This window comes from Vibrio chagasii, assembly GCF_002954585.1.
Classification (GTDB): domain Bacteria; phylum Pseudomonadota; class Gammaproteobacteria; order Enterobacterales; family Vibrionaceae; genus Vibrio; species Vibrio chagasii_A.
On sequence record NZ_MSCI01000004.1, the window covers coordinates 170,413 to 195,538 of the forward strand.

The 25,126-nt window shown below is 44.4% G+C and carries 27 protein-coding genes and 1 pseudogene; 6 read left to right on the top strand and 22 right to left on the bottom strand.

What is annotated here, in order from left to right:
- Positions 1-133 precede the first annotated feature (133 nt).
- Together BTO10_RS22345 and BTO10_RS22350 are read right to left on the bottom strand one after the other, a co-directional pair.
- Positions 134-628: a DUF2780 domain-containing protein gene (locus BTO10_RS22345; protein WP_105025851.1), complete on the bottom strand. Its 495-nt coding sequence runs from the start codon at positions 626-628 to the stop codon at positions 134-136.
- Positions 629-762: 134 nt separating this feature from the next.
- Positions 763-1,383, bottom strand: coding sequence for an FKBP-type peptidyl-prolyl cis-trans isomerase (locus tag BTO10_RS22350; protein WP_004738774.1), 621 nt, complete (start codon positions 1,381-1,383; stop codon positions 763-765).
- Positions 1,384-1,596: 213 nt separating this feature from the next.
- Between BTO10_RS22350 and BTO10_RS22355 the strand changes: the two genes are divergently transcribed.
- Positions 1,597-2,181, top strand: coding sequence for a LysM-like peptidoglycan-binding domain-containing protein (locus tag BTO10_RS22355; protein ID WP_105025852.1), 585 nt, complete (start codon positions 1,597-1,599; stop codon positions 2,179-2,181).
- Positions 2,182-2,292: 111 nt separating this feature from the next.
- Here BTO10_RS22355 and BTO10_RS22360 read toward each other — a convergent pair whose 3' ends face one another.
- The 13 genes and pseudogenes from BTO10_RS22360 to BTO10_RS22420 all read right to left on the bottom strand — a co-directional run bounded on the left by BTO10_RS22360 (position 2,293) and on the right by BTO10_RS22420 (position 13,586).
- Positions 2,293-2,769: a DUF4405 domain-containing protein gene (locus BTO10_RS22360; protein ID WP_004738771.1), complete on the bottom strand. Its 477-nt coding sequence runs from the start codon at positions 2,767-2,769 to the stop codon at positions 2,293-2,295.
- Positions 2,770-2,861: 92 nt separating this feature from the next.
- Positions 2,862-3,572: an AraC family transcriptional regulator gene (locus BTO10_RS22365; protein ID WP_105025853.1), complete on the bottom strand. Its 711-nt coding sequence runs from the start codon at positions 3,570-3,572 to the stop codon at positions 2,862-2,864.
- Positions 3,553-4,431 (bottom strand): DMT family transporter, encoded by an 879-nt coding sequence (locus BTO10_RS22370; protein ID WP_105025854.1) that lies wholly within the window; start codon positions 4,429-4,431, stop codon positions 3,553-3,555. The genes BTO10_RS22365 and BTO10_RS22370 overlap by 20 nt, the downstream gene beginning before the upstream one ends.
- The gene (locus tag BTO10_RS22375; protein ID WP_004738765.1) at positions 4,431-4,883 is read right to left on the bottom strand and encodes a GNAT family N-acetyltransferase; all 453 of its coding nucleotides are present in this window, start codon (positions 4,881-4,883) and stop codon (positions 4,431-4,433) included. Before BTO10_RS22375 ends, BTO10_RS22370 begins: the two co-directional genes overlap by 1 nt.
- A gap of 57 nt (positions 4,884-4,940) precedes the next feature.
- On the bottom strand, positions 4,941-5,507 hold the full coding sequence (locus BTO10_RS22380) for a Crp/Fnr family transcriptional regulator (RefSeq protein WP_105025855.1): 567 nt from the start codon (positions 5,505-5,507) through the stop codon (positions 4,941-4,943).
- A gap of 71 nt (positions 5,508-5,578) precedes the next feature.
- Complete coding sequence (locus tag BTO10_RS22385) at positions 5,579-7,333, bottom strand: lysophospholipid acyltransferase family protein (RefSeq protein WP_105025856.1); 1,755 nt, start codon at positions 7,331-7,333, stop codon at positions 5,579-5,581.
- A gap of 12 nt (positions 7,334-7,345) precedes the next feature.
- A pseudogene (locus tag BTO10_RS22390) lies at positions 7,346-7,787 on the bottom strand (hypothetical protein).
- A 10-nt stretch (positions 7,788-7,797) separates the two neighbouring features.
- Complete coding sequence (locus tag BTO10_RS22395; RefSeq protein ID WP_019825480.1) at positions 7,798-8,235, bottom strand: YHS domain-containing (seleno)protein; 438 nt, start codon at positions 8,233-8,235, stop codon at positions 7,798-7,800.
- A gap of 12 nt (positions 8,236-8,247) precedes the next feature.
- Positions 8,248-8,997 carry an NRDE family protein gene (locus BTO10_RS22400; RefSeq protein ID WP_105025857.1) on the bottom strand — a complete coding sequence of 250 codons (750 nt, stop codon included), beginning with the start codon at positions 8,995-8,997 and terminating at the stop codon, positions 8,248-8,250.
- 2 nt (positions 8,998-8,999) lie between these two features.
- Positions 9,000-9,542 carry a hypothetical protein gene (locus BTO10_RS22405; protein WP_105025858.1) on the bottom strand — a complete coding sequence of 181 codons (543 nt, stop codon included), beginning with the start codon at positions 9,540-9,542 and terminating at the stop codon, positions 9,000-9,002.
- 19 nt (positions 9,543-9,561) lie between these two features.
- Positions 9,562-10,695: an ATP-grasp domain-containing protein gene (locus tag BTO10_RS22410; protein ID WP_105025859.1), complete on the bottom strand. Its 1,134-nt coding sequence runs from the start codon at positions 10,693-10,695 to the stop codon at positions 9,562-9,564.
- Complete coding sequence (locus tag BTO10_RS22415; RefSeq protein WP_105025860.1) at positions 10,692-11,279, bottom strand: DedA family protein; 588 nt, start codon at positions 11,277-11,279, stop codon at positions 10,692-10,694. The genes BTO10_RS22410 and BTO10_RS22415 overlap by 4 nt, the downstream gene beginning before the upstream one ends.
- A gap of 330 nt (positions 11,280-11,609) precedes the next feature.
- A complete protein-coding gene (locus tag BTO10_RS22420) occupies positions 11,610-13,586 on the bottom strand; it encodes a bifunctional 2',3'-cyclic-nucleotide 2'-phosphodiesterase/3'-nucleotidase (RefSeq protein ID WP_105025861.1) in 1,977 nt (658 codons plus the stop codon).
- Between the two features lie 412 nt (positions 13,587-13,998).
- Here BTO10_RS22420 and cysD point away from each other — a divergent pair, with 412 nt between their 5' ends.
- From cysD to cysC, 4 genes are all read left to right on the top strand, one after another.
- Positions 13,999-14,943: a sulfate adenylyltransferase subunit CysD gene (gene cysD, locus BTO10_RS22430; RefSeq protein ID WP_258100883.1), complete on the top strand. Its 945-nt coding sequence runs from the start codon at positions 13,999-14,001 to the stop codon at positions 14,941-14,943.
- Between the two features lie 18 nt (positions 14,944-14,961).
- Positions 14,962-16,392, top strand: coding sequence for a sulfate adenylyltransferase subunit CysN (gene cysN / locus BTO10_RS22435; protein ID WP_105025864.1), 1,431 nt, complete (start codon positions 14,962-14,964; stop codon positions 16,390-16,392).
- Between the two features lie 65 nt (positions 16,393-16,457).
- Positions 16,458-18,182, top strand: a complete 1,725-nt coding sequence (locus tag BTO10_RS22440) for an SLC13 family permease (protein WP_105025865.1) — start codon at positions 16,458-16,460, stop codon at positions 18,180-18,182.
- A 24-nt stretch (positions 18,183-18,206) separates the two neighbouring features.
- Positions 18,207-18,827 carry an adenylyl-sulfate kinase gene (gene cysC / locus BTO10_RS22445; RefSeq protein ID WP_008220490.1) on the top strand — a complete coding sequence of 207 codons (621 nt, stop codon included), beginning with the start codon at positions 18,207-18,209 and terminating at the stop codon, positions 18,825-18,827.
- Positions 18,828-18,979: 152 nt separating this feature from the next.
- Here cysC and BTO10_RS22450 read toward each other — a convergent pair whose 3' ends face one another.
- From BTO10_RS22450 to BTO10_RS22480, 7 genes are all read right to left on the bottom strand, one after another.
- Positions 18,980-19,888 (bottom strand): TIGR03899 family protein, encoded by a 909-nt coding sequence (locus tag BTO10_RS22450; protein WP_105025866.1) that lies wholly within the window; start codon positions 19,886-19,888, stop codon positions 18,980-18,982.
- 349 nt (positions 19,889-20,237) lie between these two features.
- A complete protein-coding gene (locus BTO10_RS22455; RefSeq protein ID WP_004738741.1) occupies positions 20,238-20,753 on the bottom strand; it encodes a DUF3299 domain-containing protein in 516 nt (171 codons plus the stop codon).
- 13 nt (positions 20,754-20,766) lie between these two features.
- The gene (locus BTO10_RS22460) at positions 20,767-22,026 is read right to left on the bottom strand and encodes an ABC transporter permease (protein WP_105025867.1); all 1,260 of its coding nucleotides are present in this window, start codon (positions 22,024-22,026) and stop codon (positions 20,767-20,769) included.
- A complete protein-coding gene (locus BTO10_RS22465) occupies positions 22,023-22,739 on the bottom strand; it encodes an ABC transporter ATP-binding protein (protein ID WP_105025868.1) in 717 nt (238 codons plus the stop codon). Before BTO10_RS22465 ends, BTO10_RS22460 begins: the two co-directional genes overlap by 4 nt.
- A gap of 140 nt (positions 22,740-22,879) precedes the next feature.
- Entirely contained in the window at positions 22,880-23,680 is an 801-nt protein-coding gene (zrgA, locus tag BTO10_RS22470) for a zinc uptake protein ZrgA (RefSeq protein WP_105025869.1), read from the bottom strand.
- A 41-nt stretch (positions 23,681-23,721) separates the two neighbouring features.
- A complete protein-coding gene (locus BTO10_RS22475) occupies positions 23,722-24,012 on the bottom strand; it encodes a DUF2607 family protein (protein WP_004738735.1) in 291 nt (96 codons plus the stop codon).
- A 90-nt stretch (positions 24,013-24,102) separates the two neighbouring features.
- Positions 24,103-24,654 carry a YtfJ family protein gene (locus BTO10_RS22480; RefSeq protein ID WP_004738733.1) on the bottom strand — a complete coding sequence of 184 codons (552 nt, stop codon included), beginning with the start codon at positions 24,652-24,654 and terminating at the stop codon, positions 24,103-24,105.
- Positions 24,655-24,905: 251 nt separating this feature from the next.
- Between BTO10_RS22480 and BTO10_RS22485 the strand changes: the two genes are divergently transcribed.
- Positions 24,906-25,106 carry a DUF1107 family protein gene (locus BTO10_RS22485; protein ID WP_004738731.1) on the top strand — a complete coding sequence of 67 codons (201 nt, stop codon included), beginning with the start codon at positions 24,906-24,908 and terminating at the stop codon, positions 25,104-25,106.
- Positions 25,107-25,126 lie beyond the last annotated feature (20 nt).

Genomic DNA, 25,126 nt, shown 5'->3' on the forward strand with positions numbered 1-25,126 from the left:
ATATCTCATATCTCATATCTCATATCTCATATCTCATATCTCGTATCTCGTATCTCGCCTCTCAGTTTCTTACACCCACAAAAAAGAGCACCGAAGTGCCCTTATCATTTCAATCTGCAGTCTCGTTACTTTGCTACTTCCAAATCGCTGCTAACGAATCCATCAAACCACTCGTTGCGCCTTGCGATTGCAGTGCTTGAAGTATGATTGGTGCAAATGTAGAAACCATCGATGGATCCATACCTAGGCTAGAAAAAGCACTTTCAACTGCACCTTGCGAATTCAGTAGTGATGATAGACCTGTTGACTCCAAGCTAGACATACCAGGAATAAGCGTTGCGAGTTCTTTGTTGTCAGCAGTATCTAATGAGTTCTGTGCAAGTGCCAACATAGAGCCGATGCCACCAATTGCTTGATCGCTAGTTACTGAAGCTTGGTCAGCAACGGTATCGGCAAGCGGTGTTGTTTCATTTTTTTGAGACCACATGTTCACAGCTGCCATCAATGCAGTTTGTGATAGTTGAGAGTAGTTGGTATCAGAACCAGAACTGGTTTGTTCAGAATCGCTAGTGCTAGCGCAAGAGACAACAGCAAGGCTGCTTAAAACAGTGATGAGTACTTTCTTCATTATTCGTCCTTAAGTAATAAAGTAATTTACTCTTTCACTATAAACGAAAAACGGCGATGTAGTCGCATCGCCGTTACATTATTTTAATTTTATTGACCTATAGCATTTTGTTTTACCATAGGTTTTTATAAAAATTAAAGAATAGCTAGAAGTTCTACTTCAAATACTAGAGCAGCAAATGGTGGGATTGCAGCACCTGCGCCACGCTCACCGTATGCTAGGTTTTGAGGGATGTATAGCTTCCATTTAGAGCCAACAGGCATCATTTGTAGAGCTTCAACCCAACCTTGAATTACGCCAGTTACTGGGAATTCAGCTGGTTGACCGCGAGATACAGAGCTGTCGAAAACAGTACCGTCAGTTAGTTCGCCGTGGTAGTGAACACGTACTTGCTTGTCTGCTGTTGGGATTTCGCCAGTGCCTTCAGTTAGTACTTCGTATTGAAGACCAGACTCAAGAACGGTTACTTCTGAACGAAGAGCGTTATCAGCTAGGAAAGCTTCGCCGTCTGCAGCTGCGGCTTTAGCTAGTTCTTGACGTGCAGCTTCACCACGAGTGTGTAGCTCTTGTAGTGCGTTGTTGATTTCGTCAACTTCGATAGCTGGCATGTCACCAACTAGAGCTGTAGCGATACCAGCAGCGATTGCGTCAACGTTTAGGCCTTCAAGACCAGAACCAGCAAGTTGTTGGCCCATTTGTAGACCGATACCGTAGCTAGCTTTTTGCTCTACAGTTTCAAATTTTACTTCAGACATGAAAAGTCACTCTTTTTGTCAGTACGAAAAAGGTAAGAATACCAGTATTAGCAGCGTGAAGAAACGGCTAGTCCCTGATCACTTGCGCTTTACCGCGTCCAAATCACAGCCATGTCAATTTTCTTGCATTGAGCCCCGTTGTGACGGAAAGATCTATACTGTTGGTACTTTGGTTTTTATACTGTAGTTATTCAATGTATAGGACGCAGTGGTATGAATCGTCGTCAAAAGAAAAAGCAGAAAGTTGACCACTTTGCAGAACTCAAGGATCGACTGAACCAGGTCAAAGAGAAATTGAGCTCGATCGATATAAAAGAAATGAAAACTTCGGTTGTGCAGACATGGGGTTTATTACCTAAGCTACACCAAAGACTATTAATGGTGATTTCGCCGTTCGTTCTTATCCTACTCGTTGTGCCGTTACCTGAGCCTAAAGTAGAAACAACCCCGGTTACATCTCGCGTTGCGCTTGAGATTAATACCGTCGGGTTGAGCGAGCAGCACAATACGAAGAGTAACTCATCAGAGCCGACGAACAATAATTGGCAGGAGTACCTAGTTAAGCAAGGTGATACATTGGCTCAGGTTTTCCGAAACAACGATTTACCGCTGTCTGATTTAAATGCGTTAGTGCGTATTGAAGGGGCAGACAAACCACTCAGCCAAATTCGTAAAGGTCAGTTAGTTCGATTCAAGTTAGCCGAGACCGGACAACTTGATATTCTACAGCTAGAGAAGGGCGACACATCAGTCATGTTCTTCCGTCTTTCGGATGGTGGCTTTGGCCGAAGTAAATAATAGAGATTTGTCTCTGTTCTTCAAAGAATGTTTACCCAAGCTCTTTGAGAATGCTTGGGTAAATATTGAGTTTACCTTTGCTTTATTTGTTGCTAACTGTGCTTAAGATATTTATCTAAAAATTAATTCTAGTAGTTGCTCCTCAGTGATACTGTTTTGCTTAGCAACTTCTGTGAGTGTTGTATTATTGCTAGCAATTGAAATGTTATTGGTTAGCATCACAGCTTTCATTTCCTCAAATGATATATGCTTTAACGTAGCAATGGTTTCCATTGGGGCGTTGTCTATAGCTGAGAATAGGTTTGCAGCAGCGTTACCCGCGCCACCTTCTGGCTGTAACATGCTACTACCAAGTAGTAAGACACAGACCATCAACACCAGATTACTACCTTTTTTTAAGTGCATTTTTATTGAAGCTTTATGCATTAAGACATGGCTCATGACTGCTATAGTAAGAATCAGGCCTATCCACTCATGCATTAACACTACTTTTCGCGGCATGATATCGAAGAACAGCATGACCCCTGATGTTAATACCAGTAGGCCACTGATTATCAGAAGCGGTGTGGTTTTCTTTCTTTTTAGCATAATACTTTACCCTCAGTTTATTCATTAAATTGATTATAAAGTTCCGCTAAAATATAGCTTATCGATTCATGACAAAGTTAGCACTTTCTTTGTCATTGTCTTTTTGTGTTATAACGTTTAAGTGCAGAGGAAAAGGTTGGAAGGCTTTGGTATCCCAGTTCAATCGCTATATCGGTTGCGCTAAAGCCTTGCATGAGCATTTGATTGGCACGCTCCATTACGATCATATTCCGCCACTCACCAAACGAACGATGAAATTGTTTGTAGAACAGTCGGTTTAAGGTCCTTTCTGAAGCGCCGCAATGTTTGGCAAAATCTTGTAAAGTAATATTCTTATTTGGCTTAAGGCATACTGTATTGATAAGAGTAGTGAGTCGTTTGTCACAATGATTTGTGTGAGATTGAGGGCCCTGTATTTGGCTTAAATATTGAACTTGATCCCAAAGAACATCGTTATAAGCATGTTGTGTATTGTTGTCGAAGTCTAGATGATGTTGGGAATACTCATGCATTAATAGAGACCAAAAGTTCGTGACTCTAAGTAACGCTGGTTCTGTCGTTAAGGGCGACGGTGGCGGTTGGTCAAAGAATAGTAAGCTCAATCTGGAGTTTTGAAAGAAGCTCGCTGAGTGCGATTTGTTTGCAGGTATCCAAAGAGCCTGACCATTAACAGCATAGTAGTTTTTTCCCTCAGTTTGTGAAGCGCATAGTCCGCTATGGACATAGACTAGTTGATGTTCTTGGTGACAGTGATTATCCGTATGTTCTTCTATTTCATAATGCTTAATTTTGTGCTTTATCATATTTCTTCTTTACTAATCTCCAGCGAGTGGAAATGGCATTTTTTAGCATTATCGGCATGAGGATCATCGCCATTCCAATGATGCTCAAAATATCCGGTATTTCATCAAACCAGTATATGCCAAATAGTACAACAAATACTAAACCCGAATATTCAGCAAAAGCAATTTCTCCTGCTGGTGCTTTTTGGTAAGCCAGCACGGCTAAGCCGTTGTAGGCTAAAATGCAAACCGCGCTTGTGGAAACTAACCCCATCTCTATAGCTGTTAAGGGCTGCCATTTAAATATTGCTAATAGTGCAGAAATTGGCAGGGAAAATAATGTTGTCCACCACAGTGTTGTTACTACTGATTGCTTACTCGGAATCTTTCTTACTAATATATTGAAAAGTGCGAGTGTCAGTGCTGTGCCCAGCGCAAACAGTGCTGCCCAGTGGAACTGAGAAGGTCGCAATACGATTAGCGCGCCAATAAAGCCGACGGTGGTGGCGATGAGCTTGCCAAGCGCAGGTTGCTCTTTCAGTAGAAGCACTGACAGAGGCAGCATCAATAATGGGGCGACGTAAAATACCGCGTTAGCTGTCGCTAAAGACATATGGGTGATTGCGACCACCATACATCCACTACCGATTAAGATCAGTTGCCCACGGATTAAGGTGACCTTGGCTTGTTGTAAGCGGCGTTGTTCTTTGTTTTGTCGCAGCCACAAAGGAGTAATGAGTAACAGAGATATCAACTGACGGAAAAAAATATACTGAAGAGGTGGTACTTCGCCGTTCAATAACTTCACAGCTACGTCAGAGAGCGAGGCAAACAGGTTGCCCGCAATCAAAAGTAGGATACCGACAGTGATATTCGACATTACTTCTCTAATCTCATGTCTACGTGTGGAATATCATCTTCCAAATACATTTCAGAGATTGTTTTGAATCCATGATTAGCGTAGAAGCTTTCTAGGTGCTCTTGCGCACCAATGTCGATGGTCGTGTTCGGCCACAATGCCTCACAGCGAGCTAGTGCTTCTACCAGCAATTTATGCCCTAAACCATTGCCTCTTGCTGATTGTTTGGTTGCAACTCGACCAATACTGGCATTGTCATAAGTGGTGCCAGGCGGCAATAAACGAGCACACGCGATGAGCTCTCCGTCCGCATAGCCCATTAGGTGCTGAACACCTTCAAGGGTGTCTTTGCCATCGAGCTCTGGATAAGGGCAGGTTTGCTCAACCACAAATACATCGACTCGTAGTTGCAGCAGTTGATAGAGCTGTTGTGTTGAAAGTTCAGAAAAGGGAATAGAGTGCCAAGTGATCATGTTTACATCCAGAGATTATCGATGCTTTGAATGTACTATGCACACTGACCGTTGGCATTAACTATTGTTAATTCGACCTTTAATTCTACTCAAACTTATCGCCGTTATTCCTAGGTAGGCAGCAATTTGATTGTCGTTGAGGCGTTGTTCCAGATCGGGGTAGTGCTCACAGAAAAGCTGGTAACGTTGCTCTGGTGTATAGAGCAACATGAATCGCTCTTTGTTTTCCTTGTGCATCAGCTGGGTTTCTAACAACTTTAAATACAAAGGATTATTAGAGGCACGCCACTCGATTACGGCCTTCATTGGCAGTTCTAATAGCGTAATAGGCGTGAGGGTTTCAAGCAGGTAAGGGGACGCTTGGTTTTTTATCAAGCTCTCAAAGCCGATGATCCAGTCTTGCTCCCAGTAGAACTCTTTGCTGTATTGCTTGCCCTCATTAGTGAGGTAACAAGCATGGCATAAGCCCTCAAGCACGAAGTAAATTGAATCTGCCATCTCTCCTTGATTAATAAGGATGTGTCTGGTTGGTAGCTCAAGAGGCTTGGCGACAGCGACTAGCGATTCAATCTGACTTTGTGAGAAGTCGAAGCTTTGCAGTTGTTCGATAAAAGAGGTGTGCATGAAAATAACCTAACCCAAATAAGTGCTGAAATCATCGCACTTATTTGAGTGTAGGTACAGTTCGGGCTAAATCAGCGTTGAGTGTGCTGCTCTAGGTAATCTTGAGCAAGCTCTCGCCCCATGTACTTACCTAAGGTTTTCAATGGTACCTTCTTAAGGTTAACCACAATCAAGCCATCTAGCGCATCATTAAACGATGGGTCGACGTTAAAGCACACTAGCTTGCCATTCATCCCAAGATACTGGCGCAGTAGTACCGGTAATCCTTTTCCTTGCTCCATACGAGCTAATACTTTGGATAGTAGAGGCACACTTGCTAGTGAAGACAATAGGTGATTTTGCCAGAACACATGACTGCTAGTATTGAGCGGTGACGAAGGGGAAACCAGACTCGCCTTTTCTTCATCATAATGGTGAATCGATAAGGTCGTCGCGATCAACAGGCGCGCGTTGTGGCTGTAATCATTACTGATACTGACCGGGCCAAATAGGTGAGTATATTGAGGGTGTCGAGAGACAAAAGTCGCAATACCTTTCCATAGCAGTAACAGTGAGTTGAGGCTCTTTTGATAAGGTTTACTCACTACAGAGCGACCAAGTTCAATACTGTTATCTAGGGTATCGATGAACTCTTGATTGTAGTTGAACAGGCTACGGGAATAGAGTTGGTCTAATCCGTGGTCTGCAATTAGCTTGTCGACCATACCCAGTCGATAAGCACCGACTAATTCGGCCTTAGCTTTGTTCCACACAAACAGTTGATGGTAGTACAGGTCATATTCATCCAAGTCACAAGCAAGCCCGCTACCTTCACCGACTTCTCGAAAGCTCTCTTCTCTGACTCGACCAATCTCTCGCATTAAATTGGGAATAGATTGGCTTGGCGTACAGTAGACCTCGAAGTCACCCTGTTCGAGTAGCATCGTTTCTTGAGGTAGTGAGTCGATCTCTATTGCCAATACTTCTGGTGATATTGGCGCAATCACTTGGGTATCGAAAGAGGGGGCGTGGATCTGCGTGTTCGGGCTATCTTGTTGACTCATAAGATAGGTGTTGAGCCTTAGATAGTTGACGATATCCATCTCTTTTTCAAACGATTTTATCTCTGAATAAGGAATCGATGAGCCAATCGAGATAGAGATAGTTGTCGCCTGTTTATTGAGAAGTTCACGCCCGAGTAGAGCGGTTCTCAATAGTGGATGCACTCGACCGGCTTGGTAGAACAGCTCACTGTTTTTGCCATTGATAAAGATTGGAACCGTCGTCGCTTGATGGCGCTTAACAAACTTAGCGACCGATTTGCTCCACTCGATGTCGGTAAGTGTTTTTGCCCCTTTGCGGTAACTGGAGACTTCTCCGGCTGGGAACACGATCAGCAGCCCACCATCAGCCAGGTGATGATTGGCATCTCGTATCGCTTTGGCATTAGTACGCTTTGATTCTTTACCATTAAAGACATCAACACCAATGAAAAGGTCATCCAGTTCAGGTAGTCGTTTGAGTAACTCATTCGCCAATACCTTCACATCCTTCCTCACTGATCCTACGAGATCAGCTAGTATCACACCTTCAATCGCACCGAGTGGGTGGTTCGCTACAATCACGACAGGGCCTTCTTCAGGAATGTTTTCTGTGCTTCCCGATGCAATGGAGTAGTCGATATTGAGCGCCGACAAGGTGTAATTCATGAATTCGAAGCTAGATAACTCGTTTTGTCGATCTTGGTAGAGTCGATCTAGCTTAGATAGTCCAGTTGCCCACTCGACAACAGACTCACCCAAACCAAAAGGCGTGTAACGTGGTAAACGAAAAGGACTATCAATCATAATGAAGCTACCTTATTGACTAAAGTTGTTTAGGAAACCGTCTTGATTCTTGAAATCTTTCACACTTAAAAACGCACCGCATAACCAGACCAGGCATGCCATGCCAAACAATAACCCGCCGTCGTAACCGACAATCTCACCTGCTGCATTGAACTCAGGCATTTGAATACCGAGTGGCGTAAACAGGTGGAAAAAGATTGCGCCACTCATGATTCCCATACTCATAATCGCACCCAGGCCATGCCAGCGAGTGAAGTAGAATGGCAGCAATTAATTCAGCGATGCCTATCAAATAGCCGCCAAACGAACCGAACCAGCTTAAGCCTGACCATGTCGCGAGCGTGCCAAATATATGCTCTGTCTCGTATGAGCCTGTGAATTTAAAAAACAGCGACTGAATGAACACAAAAGCGATTAATGTTGCCGGAAGATGTTTAGCAGGAGTGAATGTCATGGCTATTCCCTTACTTAATCAGCTGCGGCCAAGCTTTATCGGCTTGTTGAATGTGCTGTGCACGGTCTTTTTCCCAAGTCTCTTGAATCTCTTGGTCGTAGTTCAGGTAAAGTTTGTCATCCACTATGGTCCAATATTGCGGATCACCTGGTGCAAAGTCGTTTTTGGCAGAAACGGCCCATGCGCAATAACCACCATATTGAGGGGCATATTTTTCAGGATTATTAACAAATAAAGTCAGATTCTTTTCAGAAGAGAAATACCAATCCGCACCTTTGTATTCAGTGCTGAATTGTTTACTGCCTTCAACAGGCTTGCCTGAGGTGAAGTAAGCCACGGTATCGTAGCCATCGAGCGCCTTGCTGCTAAAGAAGCCGGTATAGATTTCATCGGCGGCAAATACGTACGGGCTAACAAGTAGCATGACCATGGTGATTAGTTTTCTCATGATGGACTCCATCTATAGATTGATTGCTGGTGATAAATTGAAGGTAAAACGCTGCTGATTTATCTGGCGTGGCTTGATTGGTTCGCAAGGTGAGCCGGGTGCATAAAACATCGAAGCATGACCATGCAGATTACGTAAATGGGTAAAGCTGACTGTGTGCGCGTCTTCACGATGCATACAGGTTGCTAAATGGGGCTGTTCACTGTGATGGTGAGAGTGGAACTTAAGCAAGTTTTGCTGACTTTTCTCTGTTGCAACGAGTTGATCGTATTGGGCTTGTCGGTAGGCTTGTACTCGTTCTAAATCAACACCGGATGAGAATAGAGGCGAGTCGGTTTCCATTATTTTCTGTTGGATGCCGTCCCACATATAGGCAATCACAACACCATTGTGTTGCGTTAGATTTGGAGCAAAAGCCAGTAGGGTAAATGGGGCAAACGAGTGTAGGTTGAGTCGATGAAAAGCCTCTGAAAGCTGACTGATATTACGACTCGAGGATAGGTTCTTCAGTAACAAACCACGGCTGACTAATGGGCCGACTGGCACCAGGCCTTGATAGTTATTGAGTAGGCACAGTGAAAGTCCGAACTCGTTAATGCTGATCCAGCTACCACCGCCTGTTGGGTCGAGTGGCATGATGATATCGACACCGTTAACCTGGTATTGTTTAGGGGGCATGGCCAATGCTCGTGTCTTTTGTTCATCACGATTAAAAAAGACCTGATAGCCATTCTCTTCAAGCAACCAAGATACTGAACACATGATTATTGCTCCCTCAGATAGCTGCTAGTGGTTGGGGCATAACCAAAGGCGTTACAGGTTTCAACATCAAGGAAGGTGGTGATCACTTTGATCATCGCGTAATGATGATTAGCGTGCAGCGCTGCAAAGGTTATCTCCCTTTCTAGTGTTGAAGGCAGGCTAGCAAACACTTGAGTATCCATCGAAACCTCAGTTTGGATCGTGATAGGTGCTTCTAGATCATGATGGTCTAATCGCTCCAGCCAATTGATCACGTAGTGGATCTCTTTGATTGCCATCGACCTATCGTATTCTACTGGGTGACCACGGCGGCGAGTGTTGTAATCAACGGTCGCATCCTCTTTCAAAATCAAAGCGTGAAAAAGATCCAGAATATGACGAGTATGCTCACCAATAGAGCTAGTGACGTGTGGCTTAGCATTCGTTAGATAATCGCTATCTGAAATTACTGTCAGAAACTCTAGGCCTTGATTCAGTATTTCTACCGCTCCCTTGATACTAGGAGAGACAGCGGCAAAGGCGCTCGGCTGGGCTATCGGGTTCATGCATGTTCCTCGTACAAAGTTAGTCGGTGGTTGGATATTGTTGAACAAGGCGTCGCTCTTCTTGCCATGCGTTAAATAGGCTCATAAAAGATGGAGGCTGGTGTCCTCGTTGTTTCTGCTGAGCACCTATGTCAAAAAGAATGCGGTATTGTTGAAGTAGCGTAGAAAAAATCTCTCGCAGCGGTGTATTACGATCCCAGATATGTCCGGCCTCGCTGCTCGCGCCATTGACCTCAAGAATCGTAAAATCTTCGCCTCGCATTAGGCTGTGGATGTCTTTGAACTTGACGTCTAGTCGACCAAAATGAAAACCGTCGAAGTCGTCGAATATTTCATCTAAACGTTCGGTTAAAGCCTGCGTGATATATTGATTACCGTCTCGAAAGATAGACCCTCGGCTATGGCTGCCAGCAAAGGCGAGTTGGAACTCTTCACCTTCATCAAGTACTTGTTCTAATTTGTCTTCATGCCTCGGCAGATACAGGTGACTGAGCTGTCCGGCTCGTGGGTTATTTTCTATTAATTGCTTGAGTGTTGAAGTGCCATCGCCAGTGACCATTGGTGCATATTTGAGGGTGATCGAGATGATCTCACCTTGTTTTTTATTCGGATAACGAACATAAAACACGCCCGCTTCAGCCTGGTATGGCGCTTTTTCTTGCAGTAGAAAACGAGCGTGATTTGGGAAGGATTCAATATATTGCTCAAGTTGATCTTGGCTGTTGATCAGCTTCACTCCAACTCCGCGACAGCCAAGATCTGGTTTGGCCACGATAGGGAAATTAAGATCCGTTTGTACTAGTGCTGTACGTGCATCTTCAGCTTGCTTCTTACTGCTGAGATCGGTTTTGGTTAAAGTGATAAATGGAGAGATCCAACGCTTGCTCGACGATCCGGCAAGGCTCAGTATCTCGTGTTTCGATTCGCCGACCATGCCGCTGAGTTTGATGCTCGGGTTGGCAATGAGTGGTAGCGCCCAGTCAAAATGCCGTAGCCCTTGCATCAGACTTTGAATCACTACAGGCGTATAGAAAAACCAAGTCGGAAGAAACTCATAAGGAGAGACACTGCGCACAGTATCTTTTTCAAGCAGCGGCATGCCTGCATTGATTTGATGTGCGGGAATAACGCGAATATCTTTCGGTGAACTCATGATAATCCTCTAGAGTAGGTTTTATTCATTAATCGATTACCGACAAGCAGCAAAGTGATGGCACAAGGGATGACGATCCATTGATATTCAGAGGCTTGCAGCCACGCTGATGTCCCTAAATAGTAGATGGCAGAGAAGACAACGCCGGTCCATAACGCGGTAGCACTGATTACAGCCAGTAAGAAAGTTGGAAGCGGGATAGCGAAAAATCCACTCAAGGTAAAACCAACCGTGCGCAGTCCGGGAATAAAGCGAATCACAAAAAGACTACTGAATGCGTTTTTACGTAATTTGGTACGAAGTACGCGAAAGTGTCGGTTGGTTAGCGCCTTATAACGAACTCCTCGAAAGTAACGCCCTGACTTCCCGAGGTAATAGAGGCCAAGATCACCAGTAGCAATGCCGATGAAAATCGTAAGCAGTGCGTATTGAGGTGGGATGAGTGCTTGAGTCGCTAAACCTGCAGCAGTCACAATCGCTAGGTCTTCAAGCAGGTAAGAAAGCGCGATGATGCCAAGCATTAGCCATAGCAGCGACTCTTCTCCTGAATGTAACCATGCTTGAATGCTCTCGGTGGTACTCATCAAATGTCCCTATTTATCCTATAGATGAATGGTTTTTGACCATTCATTGAGTGTAGTAAATTAAATAGACACGAGGAGCTGAGAAAAACTTACAGCGAATTGCAGCTTTTTTAGTCTGCTTGAGTACCACTAGGTATAAACGTAATGATGTTTTGATGAGGGAGTGCGATAAGAGGTTGTGATTTTAAAAGCAGTTTGAGAGTGACGAATTATTTGAAATTAAGAAATAATCTATTTGTTATTCAATTGCTTAAGTTGTTTTGAAAACGAAAAAAGGCTGAGTCGTGAGACTCAGCCTTTAGAAGGTTAACTATCGATTACTTGAGTAGTCTATTTAGTTAGGTCGATTTGGTAAACACCAAAGCCAACATCATCAGTCGCCACGCGTTTCATCGGGTATTGACCTTTATCTTTGATGAACTGAGCAGCTTTCTCACTTGGTGACGTTTCAAAGCGGATATCTAGTTTCTTATCCGTTTTGATTGGTGCGAATGACCAGTTGTTGTCAGCGGTTGGGCTCACTTGACCTTGTTCTTTGCTTACGCGAGAGATGTAGTTCGCCAGTACCGTACGGTTTTCATCTGGTGCATCAAATGCGATGAACTCTTGACCTGTACCTGGGAACTTAGCGCTGTAAGCACGGTAGTTGTTGGTTGCGATCAGGAAGTCTTGCTTCATGTCGATTGGCTTACCTTGGTAAGTTAGGCCAACAATACGCTGAGAATCAGGGTTAACCACTTTACAGTTTGCATCGTATTTTGCAGGCTGAGTTACGTCGATTTGGTAATCCACACCGTCGATAACATCGAAGTTGTAAGTACGGAAGTTATCCCATTCAATCAGCTGTTGTGGTGCTGTTGAATTCACATCGATTTGGTTAAATTGACCAGCAGAACACTCAAGCCACTCTTTTACTTCATGACCCGTTACCTTCATCGCTACTAGCGTGTTCGGGTAAAGGTACAAGTCAGCCGCGTTACGGAATGTTAGTTGACCAGATTCAACTTCAGTGAAGTTTGCTGGGTCATTCTTACGGCCGCCCGCTTTGAATGGTGCCGCTGCAGAAAGTACTGGTGTACCGTCTAGATCAGGGTCGCCTTGGATGAATTGCTCAACGTAATCTTTTTGTGCAAGGTTAACGATCTGTACTGTTGGATCGTCTTGTACTAGCGATAGGAAGCTGTACATCACGTCATCTGCTTTACCAATTGGCTGGTTCACAAAATCACGAGTACCTTGGTGGTCTTTTTCTAGTGCAGTTACGATGCCTTCATCCGCGGCAGCCAGTGATTTCTTCTCAATCTTGTCGTAGATAGGGCGAGCTTCAGATTGGCCTTTAACTACTTGCCACTTACCGTCTTTTTGCGCCAGTGTTAGGTCCATAACACCTACGTGGCTACCCCAACGACCAGGCATTACCGCCGCAACACCGTTCATGGTGCCGTTTTCGTTGTCAACGCCTTGGATGTTGTCGAAGCCTTTACCTGGGAATACGGCGTGAGAGTGACCAAATGCGATCGCATCGATACCTTCTACTTCAGATAGGTAAAGCGTCGAGTTCTCTTCGCCTGCTTTGTATGGGTCTTGAGATACGCCAGAGTGAGGGATCGCAACGATAACGTCTGCGCCTTCAGCTTTCATTTGAGGTACTAGTTCGTTTGCTGTCTCAACGATGTCGCGAGCGATCACTTTACCTTCAAGGTTCTTCTTATCCCACGTCATGATTTGTGGTGGAACAAAGCCGATGTAACCTACTTTGATCTCGTGTTCTACGCCTGCTGTATCTGCGAATGTATGTGTCTTGATGATGTAAGGCGTGAAGTAGTGCTCTTTTGTTTCAGCATCGTAAACGTTAGCACTGATGTATGGGAAATCAGCGTCGTTGATAGACTCTTCTAAGAACTCTAGGCCGTAGTTGAACTCGTGGTTACCGATGTTCGCTGCATCATAGCTTAGCTGGTTCATTGCTTTGTAAGCAGGGTGAACTTCACCGGCAACGATGCCTTTGTCTGCCATGTAGTCACCCATTGGGCTACCTTGCAGTAGGTCACCGTTATCAACTAATACGCTGTTTGTTACTTCGTTTTGAGCTTCTTTTACGAGAGTTGCAGTACGTGCTAAGCCAATTTTTTGTGATGGCTTGTCTTTGTAGTAGTCGTAATCCATTAGGTTAGTATGGATGTCAGTCGTCTCTACGACACGTAGTTTAATCACTTCATCGGTATCTGGTGTTGTTGTGCAGCCTGCGAGTGTCAGACCAAGACCCGCAAGTACAGCCAATGATAAAGGTTTCATTGCAACTTTCATTTTGTAGCTCCAAAGTGGATGGTAGAAAATTCGTTGCGTAATGTAACAAAACAGAATGAAACAATGATTACAACGAATGTGAATTCGTGACTTAGATCGATTACTTTATGGTGTTCTGCAAGATGTCTCCCAAACCTGGTCAATCTATGTACAAATGGTATCGATAAGATTAGTTCATTCATTTCACTTGCTTATCTATTTATTACACTCCTTATCAGTTTTTCGAATAAAAAATGAAATTTTAGAATTTCCAGTAATATGAGCGGCTCGTCATAATGCCTATATCAAGGACGTATCAGGCAGATGAATAGCAAGGATAGCTCAATCGAAGCTTCTGTTTTCTTCTAGTGCCAATACTCCCATTCACTAAGTGGATGAGCTAAATCCCTTGCTTGGTGAGACCAAGTAATGAATTGCTCGTAACGCGAGCCTTAAAGGAAGCACTGAAATGGACCAAGAACGTTTAACCCACCTAAAACAGCTAGAAGCGGAAAGTATTCATATTATCCGTGAAGTGGCGGCTGAGTTTGATAACCCAGTAATGATGTACTCCATCGGTAAAGATTCTTCTGTGATGCTTCATTTAGCTCGCAAAGCGTTTTACCCAGGTAAGATTCCATTCCCTTTGTTACACGTTGATACGGACTGGAAATTCCGCGAGATGATTGAGTTCCGTGACCGCACTGCAGAAAAGTACGGTTTTGACCTTTTGGTACATAAGAACCCTGAAGGTCTAGCAATGGGATGTAGCCCATTTGTGCATGGTTCTTCTAAGCATACCGACATCATGAAAACTCAGGGTCTCAAGCAGGCGTTAAACAAGTATGGGTTCGATGCTGCCTTTGGTGGTGCTCGTCGTGATGAAGAAAAATCTCGCGCGAAAGAGCGTGTTTATTCTTTCCGCGATAAGAACCACACGTGGGATCCAAAGAACCAGCGTCCAGAGCTGTGGCATACCTATAACGGTCAAGTTAATAAGGGCGAGAGCATTCGCGTGTTCCCTTTATCAAATTGGACTGAGCTAGATATCTGGCAATACATCTATCTAGAGAGCATCGATATTGTTCCACTTTACCTTTCAGATAAACGCCCGGTGGTTGAGCGTGATGGCATGCTGATCATGGTTGATGATGACCGTATGGAGCTGCAAGAAGGTGAAGTGATTGAAGAGAAAAGCGTTCGTTTTCGTACTTTAGGCTGTTACCCACTAACCGGAGCGGTTGAATCTGAGGCGAATACGCTAACAGGCATTATTGAAGAGATGCTGGTGGCGACGTCCAGTGAGCGTCAAGGTCGAGCGATTGACCATGATCAGTCGGGCTCAATGGAGCTGAAAAAGCGCCAAGGTTATTTCTAAGAATCTAAGGAAAGAAAAATGAATAGTGCAGTAGAAGCCGAATTGGCTGAACTAGGGATTGAAGGTTATCTGAGTCAGCATCAGCATAAATCTATGCTTAGATTCTTAACTTGTGGCTCGGTAGACGACGGTAAAAGTACATTAATCGGTCGTTTACTCCATGATACAAAACAGATTTATGAAGATCAGCTAGCAGCGGTTCACTCGGATAGCCAACGAGTGGGTACCACAGGTGAGAAGCCTGATTTAGCTCTGCTTGTTGATGGCCTGCAGGCTGAGCGTGAGCAAGGCATCACCATTGATGTTGCTTACCGCTACTTCTCGACCCAAAAACGTAAATTCATTATTGCTGATACCCCAGGGCATGAGCAGTACACGCGTAACATGGCTACAGGCGCTTCAACTTGTGATCTGGCGGTGATCTTGATTGATGCTCGTAAGGGCGTTCTGGATCAAACGCGTCGCCACTCGTTTATTTCTAACTTGCTTGGTTTGAAGCATTTCATCGTTGCAGTCAATAAGATGGATCTCGTGGATTATTCACAAGATCGTTTTGAAGAGATTCGCGATGAATACCTAGAGTTTGCTGAAAACCTAGAAGGTGAAACTAACATTCAGATCTTGCCGGTTTCGGCGCTTGAAGGCATCAACGTTGCGGCACCAAGTAAAGAGCTAGCATGGTTCGAAGGCCCATCTCTACTAGAAGTGTTAGAGAACGTCGACATTGATCAAAAGCGTTCTGCGGGTGAATTCCGTTTCCCAGTGCAGTATGTGAATCGCCCAAACTTAGATTTCCGTGGCTTTGCCGGCACAGTCGCTTCTGGTCGTGTCAATATTGGTGATGAAATCAAGGCTTTGCCATCAGGTAAAACTTCTAAAGTTGCTCGCATCGTGACCTTTGATGGTGATTTGGAATCTGCCCAGGCGGGCTTGGCGGTAACGCTGACCCTTGAAGATGAAATCGATATCAGTCGTGGTGATTTGATAGTGTTGGAAAACGCTCAGATTGAATCAACTAACCACGTATTGGCAGACATCGTGTGGATGACAGAGCAGCCACTGCAACCGGGCAAAGCTTACGATATCAAGATCGCCGGTAAGAAGACTGTTGGTCAGGTTGAAACGGTTCGTCACCAATACGACATCAACAACCTGTCGACGCATGAGGTTGAAGAGTTACCACTGAATGGTATTGGCTTGTGTGAGTGGTCACTGAACGAGACAGTCGCGCTGGATAAATACCGTGAAAGTGCCGATACCGGTGGCTTCATCGTTATTGACCGTCTAACCAACGTGACAGTTGGCGCGGGTTTGATTCGAGACCGTTTGGACTCTGTTGAACAGCAAGTCGGTAACTTCTCTGCATTTGAACTTGAGTTTAATGCATTGGTTCGCAAGCACTTCCCGCATTGGGATGCCAAAGATTTAAGCCAACTACTGAAGTCATAAACGACTGAGTAACAGCTTATTGAATCAGGCGGAAACTGATCGTTTCCGCCATAAAGGACGGGTATATGTGGCAACAAGGATTTGTATTAGCGATTTTGCTCGGCATCATTACTTGCCTGCTCGTTACCCGTATTAAGCCAAGCTTTATCTTTGCTGGCGCGGCGTTCATTGCTTTTATGGGCGGTATGATCGACCTATCGAGCATAGCCAATAACTTCACTAACTCTTCGTTACTGACGTTAATTCTTTTGATCCTCGCATCGAGTGCGTTGGAGAAAACTCGCTTGATCAGCTGGGTTAGCCGTAATATCTCTGAAGGTAGGCTAGGCACAGTGGTGGCAAAGTTGGGTATTTCCACAGCCTTGCTTTCCTCTTTTACCAATAACACGGCAGTGGTGGTTTCTTTGATCGGTGCGATCAAACGTAATCAACAACACGCGCCATCTAAACTCCTTATTCCATTGTCATACGCCGCTATTCTTGGTGGAACACTGACATTGATCGGCACCTCAACCAATTTGATCATCAATAGCTTTGTTGAAGATGCAGGATTGCCAAGTCTAAACTTTTTCACACCAACTTTGATCGGTTTAGCGGTATTAGCGGGTGGGGTGTTGATCCTTATTCCTTTAAGTTACTTCCTACCAAGCTACGATGATGGATCGCAAGATGATCTGCCTTACTTCTTAGAAGCTAGAGTAGAGCCTGGCTCTCCGTTGGTTGGTCGCAGTGTGAGTGAGAATAACCTAAGAGCACTGCGAAAGTTGTTCTTAGCGGAAGTGATTCGTGACGGTAAAACCACAGCCTCGATTGACCCTGATTTTGTATTGCAGGCTCGTGATCGACTGCTGTTTTGTGGTGATGTGGAGAGTGTCGCGACGCTGCAAGAAATCCAAGGGTTAACTCTGTTTGGTCAGCATCACCTCAATGGCCAGAGCTTTGTTGAAGTAGTGGTGAGCTCATCGGCAAGCTTCTGTAATAAAACATTGAAAACCAGCCAGTTCCGAGACCGTTTTGATGCTGTGGTGGTGGCGATTCGTCGCGGTCATGAACGCCTTGAAGGTGGCTTAGGTAACATAACGCTGACGGCAGGCGACACCTTGATTCTAGTACCTGGCAAACGCTTTGAAGAGCAGCGACAACAACACAACAAAGAATTTGTGTTGATGAATGATTTGGATTCAAGTGCCAAGCTTGATGCAGATAAATCGGCGCTTGTACTACTCGGTTTCACCAGCGTGATTGGTTTAGCACTGCTTGATATGGTGCCGATAATTAAAGGCTTAGCTGGTTTTTTATTATTGCTGGTGGCATTTGGTATCGTGCAGCTGAGTGAGCTTCGCCGCCGCTTTCCTGTTGATATCGTTGTGATTGTGGGCTCTGCGCTCTCTATTGCTCAGCTGATGATTTCATCGGGTTTGTCTGAACGAATGGGGCAGATGTTCATTGAAGCATTTAATGGCTGGGGCGTATTTGGTGCCTTGGTCGCGACTTATCTGATGACTCTGATTTTGACAGAGTTAGTTACCAATAACGCTGCAGCGGCACTCTCGTTCCCGATTGGCTACAGTATGGCGGTAGGCTATGGCGTTGACCCAATGCCATTCATCATGGCGGTATTGTTTGGTGCGAGTGCCAGCTTCATTTCGCCATACGGCTACCAGACCAACTTACTTGTTTATAGCGTGGGTAATTATCATCTCACAGATTATCTGCGCATCGGTATCCCAATCTCGATTGTTTACTCGGGCTTGGTACTGACCCTAATTCCTTACTTTTTCCCATTTTAATGCTGTTTATTTAAAGGACTATTTATGACCGCAGTACTCAAACACAAAGATGAGAATGTTGTGTGGCATCAACACTCGATTGATAAAGGATTCCGCGCGGATCTGAAATCACAAAAGCCTGCTGTGCTTTGGTTCACTGGGCTGTCTGGTTCTGGTAAGTCGACAGTGGCAGGTGCGCTAGAGAATCGTTTGGCGCAACTTGGTTACCATACCTATTTGCTGGATGGTGACAATGTTCGTCATGGTTTGTGTAGTGACCTTGGCTTTTCTGAACAAGACCGCCGAGAGAATATTCGTCGCATCGGTGAGTTAGCTAAATTGATGGCCGATGCTGGTTTGATTGTATTGTCTGCATTTATCTCTCCTCACCAAGCGGAAAGACAACTAGTACGCGACTTACTGCCTGAAGGAGAGTTTCTTGAAGTGTTTGTGAATACGCCATTAGAGGTTTGCGAGCAGCGTGACCCTAAAGGTTTGTATAAGAAAGCACGTGCTGGAGAGATTCCTAATTTCACCGGAATCAGTTCGACTTACGAAGCGCCACAGAACCCTGAGATCGATCTACCTGCAGGAGAGAAGACGATCGATGAATTGGTCGAGCTGTGCATTGATGCGTTAGAGAAGCGTAACATTTTAGCTAATTGAGGCCGCTGGTATGACTAAGGCTGTGCTCATGCATGTTCGCTAAAAGCAGCGCAGCCTCACTCTACCGAGACAAGAAACCTATCCTCTAGATTATCTTCATTCTTCTCTATGCTTTTCAATTTTTACACCGTCTACTTCCTAGGCTCTATTATCTAGACGGTGTAATTCACACTGCTTTTCACTTCGGTTTGTACCGTGAATTTCAGGCTCAATAGGGCAATCAATTGGTCGTAATAATGCATGTTAGGTTTATTGCCTAGTAGCGCACATAGCTCATTGCCAGTAGGGCTGAATCGGTAGTACACCAACTTAACGCCTTTTGATAGCGGCGCCAGTGACATGCTCTTACCTTGATACGTTAGATGTAATGCCGGGTCGAAGTCGATCTCTCCAGACTCTAACTCTGTACCTAGGATGATGCCAAGTTCAATCAGGTGGAGAAGGCTAGAGTAGGGAAGGTTATGCCCACCAAGGTTAATGGTGTTGGTGGTGCCTCTTTTACCAAAACTAAACAGCCCTGCGTGAGACTTAAAACCAAGCAATAGCTTTTTACTGTTGTCGCTACCAAAGCTACAACCCAGTGAAGCAGCTCTTTGTAAGGTTAGTGCTTCCTTTGGTGTCATATCTTTTAGGATTTGTAGCGCCTTCATCGAGGTTGAACCTGGGTTGGTGACCTCTCTTTTCAGTACCTGGGCCCAGAGCCTTTGCATCGACGTATTGTGGATCTCTTGTGCCATATCGAAAAAGCGATATAACCAGTCCTGATCTGGGTCGCCAGCGGCTTCATCTTTACATGAAGAGTGTGCCAGTTTCAGGATCTGCTCTAAGTTCTTTTGGCGCAGCTCCTTACGTTTTTTCTCTCGTAATAGCGCTCGCTCAATCAGTGTGCTGGCGGCTTTATCGTTCGCTTTTTCACTGTGGCTAATTAAGGAGTCTAAACCGAAGCTTTGGGCAATGTGCAGCATTCGACTAGCACTATCGGCAATATGAGGTTTTTTCTCATGCTTATGCTGTGTATCGCTAGCATGCTCAATGATCACTGGCTGTTTGGTTTCTGACATAAGAGTACCGTTAGGAAACGACTTAACTGTCTAAAATGTAACTCTTTATCTGATTAGTGGCTAGATTTTGCGTGCAGAGTTGAAGACTTCAACAAAATTTTACTTTTGATAATGATAATAAAATGTTAAATTTGTTGTAATTATCAAGGAGGAGTTATGAATCAAGTCAATGATAACAAGCTGAAAAAGCAGCTTGGTATAGGTTTATTACTCGCGACTTATGTGGGTGTGCTAGCTTATTTATCTAATTACATTGCGTAATTTAGAGGAACAATATCGTTATTAAACTGTTATTGAATAATTTTTTATTCAGTGACGGCGGCTCATTGCTGAGCCACCCTCCAAACGACTACATGTCGTCGTATTCTTCTATCGCAGTCCCTTCAATCAGATAGCCCGTTTGCGCTAGATCGTGACTGATAGATTCTGTTTTCAGCGTACCTACTAAATAGATAACATCCCACAATTGCTGTATTGGCGCTCCCTTAGGAAACTTAACGTAGATGATTTGGTTTGGTGGCGGTGGTGGCACGTGGATACATGCACCAAAGTACGGCACTAACAGAAACTCAGTGATCATATTCTCATCGCCTTCCAATGGAATCACAAAGCCAGGAATCTTAACCTTACTGCCGTTTAGCTCGGGACGAACTGCGCCTAGAGTCGACTGTTGAGGCTTCTCCGTGCTGTTATGGTCAACCATTGGCATGCCAAACGAATCGAGTTGAGCACGTTCTGATTCTGGAATTAAATCAATCCATTCGAGTGTTAATACTGATTCCTCATTCTGAGGTGTTTCAGCGTGAGCTGTACTCATAAATGGGAACATAAGTAGCCCAAGTATCAGTAGGAATTTGCGTTGCATCGTAGTTTCCTATTTAGATTCGAATTGTCATGCCATCAGACAATGACTGACGGTAAGCCCTGAAAGCGGGAATAAAGCCGATAATGATTCCGGCAACTTGTACCAACATAAGCAGTTTCCATTCATGCGGTGTGATTGCGGATATCGATATGTTGATACCATAACTTTGTTGCACAATAGGAGCAACAACTGCGATCAGAGCGAACAACACTGCAACGCCCAATGTGATACCTAAGAAGGTCAGGGCACTGGCTTCACTAATCAATAGACCAAACACATGGCGAGGCCTTGCGCCCATCGCACGCAAAATAGCCATCTCTCGACGTCGCTCTTGTAAGCTAGTCAGTAGGCTGCTGAGCATCCCCAGTAAACCGGCCACAACAACAAACCCTGATACAATTAACAGTGCTTGCTCTGCTACAGACATCATGCCCCATAATTCATGCAGAGCAATACCAGGCATGATTGCGCTCAACGGCTCTTGGCGATAATTATTGATCTCTCGTTGCAGTGCAAAGGTTTGAATCTTCGATTTCAGTCCAAGCATCATTGCTGTGATTTGCTGAGGTTGGAAATCGTAGGTTTTCAAGGTTTCGGCATCTGGGGTATGCCCTAGATTGGCACCCGACTCCCAACCAACGTGAATCGCTTCGATCGCTTCTAACGATACATGCACAGTTTTGTCTACTGGCGTTCCTGTTGGTGCGAGTATTCCGACAATCTTGAAGGGTAGGTTATCGTGTCGGCTGAACGCCACATCACTGATACCGTGTGCAAGAATGATTTGATCACCAATCTTGTAATCTAACTTTTTCGCGACATCGGCACCAATCACTACATCAAATAGCTCATTAAACTCTTTACCTTGCTGGAAAGTAAGTGGTTGCTTACTTCCATAGCGGTAGTTTTCAAAGTAGCTATGGTTAGTACCCATCACACGGAAGCCTTTGTGAGAATCACCCAATGAAATAGGGATAGCCCACTTTACGGCTTTGTGTTGGCTAAATTCTTGATAGCTTTTCCAGTCGATATTGTTGGTCGCATTGCCGATTCTAAATACAGAGTAGAGCAGAAGGTTTACCTGACCTGAGCGGCCACCAACGATAAGGTCAGTGCCTGAAATGGTATTGGCAAAGCTGCTCTTGGCTTCGGTTCTCACACGTTCTACACCGAGTAATAGAATAACTGACACTGCCACAGTAAGAATGGTGAGAATAGCCGTGGCCTTACGATTGAGAACGCTTTTTAGGGCTAAGTGAGTAATTACTTTCATACGACAACCTTAGCTTGGTTAACGGTTTTTAGATCTATGGTTCGAGTGAACAGTTTTTCGAGTGTTGGATCATGGCTGACAAAGATTAGGGTTGAGCCTGCTTGATTGGCTTGCTCTAGCAATAGCTCGATAAAAGCTTCTCGGTTGTCATGATCGAGTGCCGAGGTAGGTTCATCTGCAATGATGACTTTAGGTTGCCCCATAAGAGCACGGGCAGCGGCAACACGCTGTTGCTGGCCAATACTGAGTTCAGTCACTGGCTTATCCATTAAAGCTTGAGGGAGCTTCAATCGGAGCAGTAGTTCTTGGGCTGTTTCTTGCAAACTGTTTTTGCTATCAGTGACTTGTTGCTTACGTGTTTTTGAAAATTGGCAAGGAAGCGTGACGTTATCGATCACTGATAAATAAGGAAGAAGGTTAAATTGTTGGAAAATATAACCAATATGATCGGCTCTAAATGTGTCTCTTTGGCGAGGTGTTAGCTGAGTCAAATCTTGACCTAGAATAGAGACTTCGCCTTGCTCTGCTTGGTTTATGCCAGTCAATAAACCTAACAGTGTTGACTTGCCACAGCCACTTGGCCCTTTTATGAATAGGTGTTCTTGGGCTTGGATATGCAGAGAAGGGATCTCTAGAGTTGGGGGTAGTTCTGGTTTCCAACGAAAGCTGATATTTTCGAGTTTGACCACAAGTGATGAACTGTCAAAAGACATGCTAGCTCCAATAATTAAAGCGGTGTATCTACTGGACAGCAGTTAGTGACATAAATTCCCATAGCACACCGATTTGAACAGCCAAGTAAGTAGGCACTTACTTGGCTGTTTATTTTACGTTTAATCCGATCTAGGAGTGATTAGAATCGAAAGCTAATACGCTCTGCGTTAAGTACTTCTTGTACTTGAGCGGTATCTGTTAGTAGGTTCACCGTCATTTTTTCGGTGTTGCTGAACTTCGAGAACCACTGAGTGCTAACTGTGTCTAGCTTAGCTACATCTGAACATTGGTAGTGGTACTCAACAGTAAACTCACCGTGGCCACCTTCAGAGTGGTCATGGCCTTCATGGTCGTGGTGGTCGTGACCTTCGTGGTCATCATGATCGTGTTCAGCGTGGTCATGGTCTTTGTGGTCATCATGATCATGTTTAGCGTGGTCATGGTCTTTGTGGTCATCATGATCATGTTTAGCGTGGTCATGGTCTTTGTGGTCATCATGATCGTGCTCAGCGTGGTCATGGTCTTTGTGGTCGTCATGATCGTGTTCAGCGTGGTCATGGCCTTCGTGGTCATCATGACCGTGTTCAGCGTGGTCATGGCCTTCATGATCATCATGATCGCCTTCTAGCGTGTTAGTCACGGATTTAAATTTCAGAGTACAGCTCGCATTGTTAAAGCTAAATAGCTCGTCTGGCTTGTTCAGTTGTGCGATAGCTTGTTCAAACACTTTCTTTTGCTCTGCTGTTTCTGGAGCGTGCTCAAAGCCAACTACATCTGCACCTGGTGCTGTTACTTCAACAAGGAGTTCTTGCCCGTCTTGAGCAATGTTTACTTCAACCTGACCATGCACGTGTGCACTGTGAGAGCGGAATTCTTCGTTAGCTAGAACATTAGTAGAGACAGTCATGCCGATAACAACGGCTAAAATAGAAGGTTTCATGTTTTTTTCCTGAATAAAGGTTAATTAAAAAGTAGTGGTAATTAAGTAATTTTGACAGGAGGAGAGCGCGCTAGATAGGCGAAATAGTGGCGCTGCAGTGAGGCTACTGACTCTGTGATGACGGCAGTAAACTCTGAATGAAACTCTGGAACTTGTGGTAGCGAGTGCGCAGTAATGAACTGATTTATGGAAAACAGCTCACAGTGATGCGAAGTGTGGTGATCCGGGTCAATATCCACCATATGTGTTGCGGCTAACACGCTTAGCAAGAGCATCAGCCCGAGCAAGAAGCTTGTTTTGCGTTTCACATTGTTGGGTGTGTTTTGCCACATGAGGATGATTAACCACAGAATTAAAAAAGGATACTGTTACAATATAACAATATCCTTTGATAAGGTCTCTAAAAAGACGCGAATATCTGATTAAAGGCTGGCTTTAATCAATTCAATAACTTGCGTTACCTCTGATTCGTTAAGTGCGCCTTCCTTTACAAACAAGATCTTACCTTGTTTGTCTTGCACGATAATCGCTGAGCTCTCTTCTTTTAGAGCCCATGATGAGGCAACGGCGCCACTTTCATCAAGAACCATAGAAGACCATGGAAATTCTTCTTTGCTGCTTTCAGCTGATGATTTTACAAAAGAGCCTGTGCCCCAAATTGCATCATCTTGGTTGATAATGGTCGTGGTTTGGTAACTGTCTTCTGAAAACTTCGATGCTGTGATAGCTGCCATCAGTGGTGCATTAAGCTCTTTAGAGCTGCTGCGGCCTGCGATAGCTTGAACGACACGAACTTTTCCCAGAAGATCCTTGGTTGCCCAAGCTTGATATTCTGTAGCTCCGTCTTTTAGAACGATTTCACCATAGTTGCTAACATCAACGGCAGGCAGAGTTGAACCTACAGATAAGTTGTGAGCATTGGCGAAGAGTGGAGAGGCTGCGGCTAATAAAGCCAGTAGAGTTTTGTTTTTCATTATATTTTTGTTCCGCTTGTTGGTTTGCATTGGAAGTATAATATGAAATCTGAAAAATGCCTCTTTAACTTTTTATCGTACGATGTAGAAATAAGTTGCAGGCTTGTTACCAAAAGGTATAATGCAACAATATCAAGATAAACAACAGATTATCTTGCTGTTTGCTAAAGGAATTAGCGATTAAATGTGCTTTGAACTCGCCTGTGTTCAGGTACGTGGCTGTAGTACTCAAATGGAATTGAGGCTGTAATATGTTAAGAAAATTTTCTACTTACCGCCCACATCAGGTGGCGCGTTTCGTTAAAGTCCTATTCAAAGGCCAGTTTGCTATTGAGGGTGTTGGAGAGTTTCGCTTCGACCATGGCAAAGTGCTGCTTCCTGAAGTTTCAGATAAACAAAAGCTCACCATTTTTAAAGAAGTGAACGGCACAATAGCAGCGCTTCCGGTGTAATTGCTTTTTGTAAATCGCTC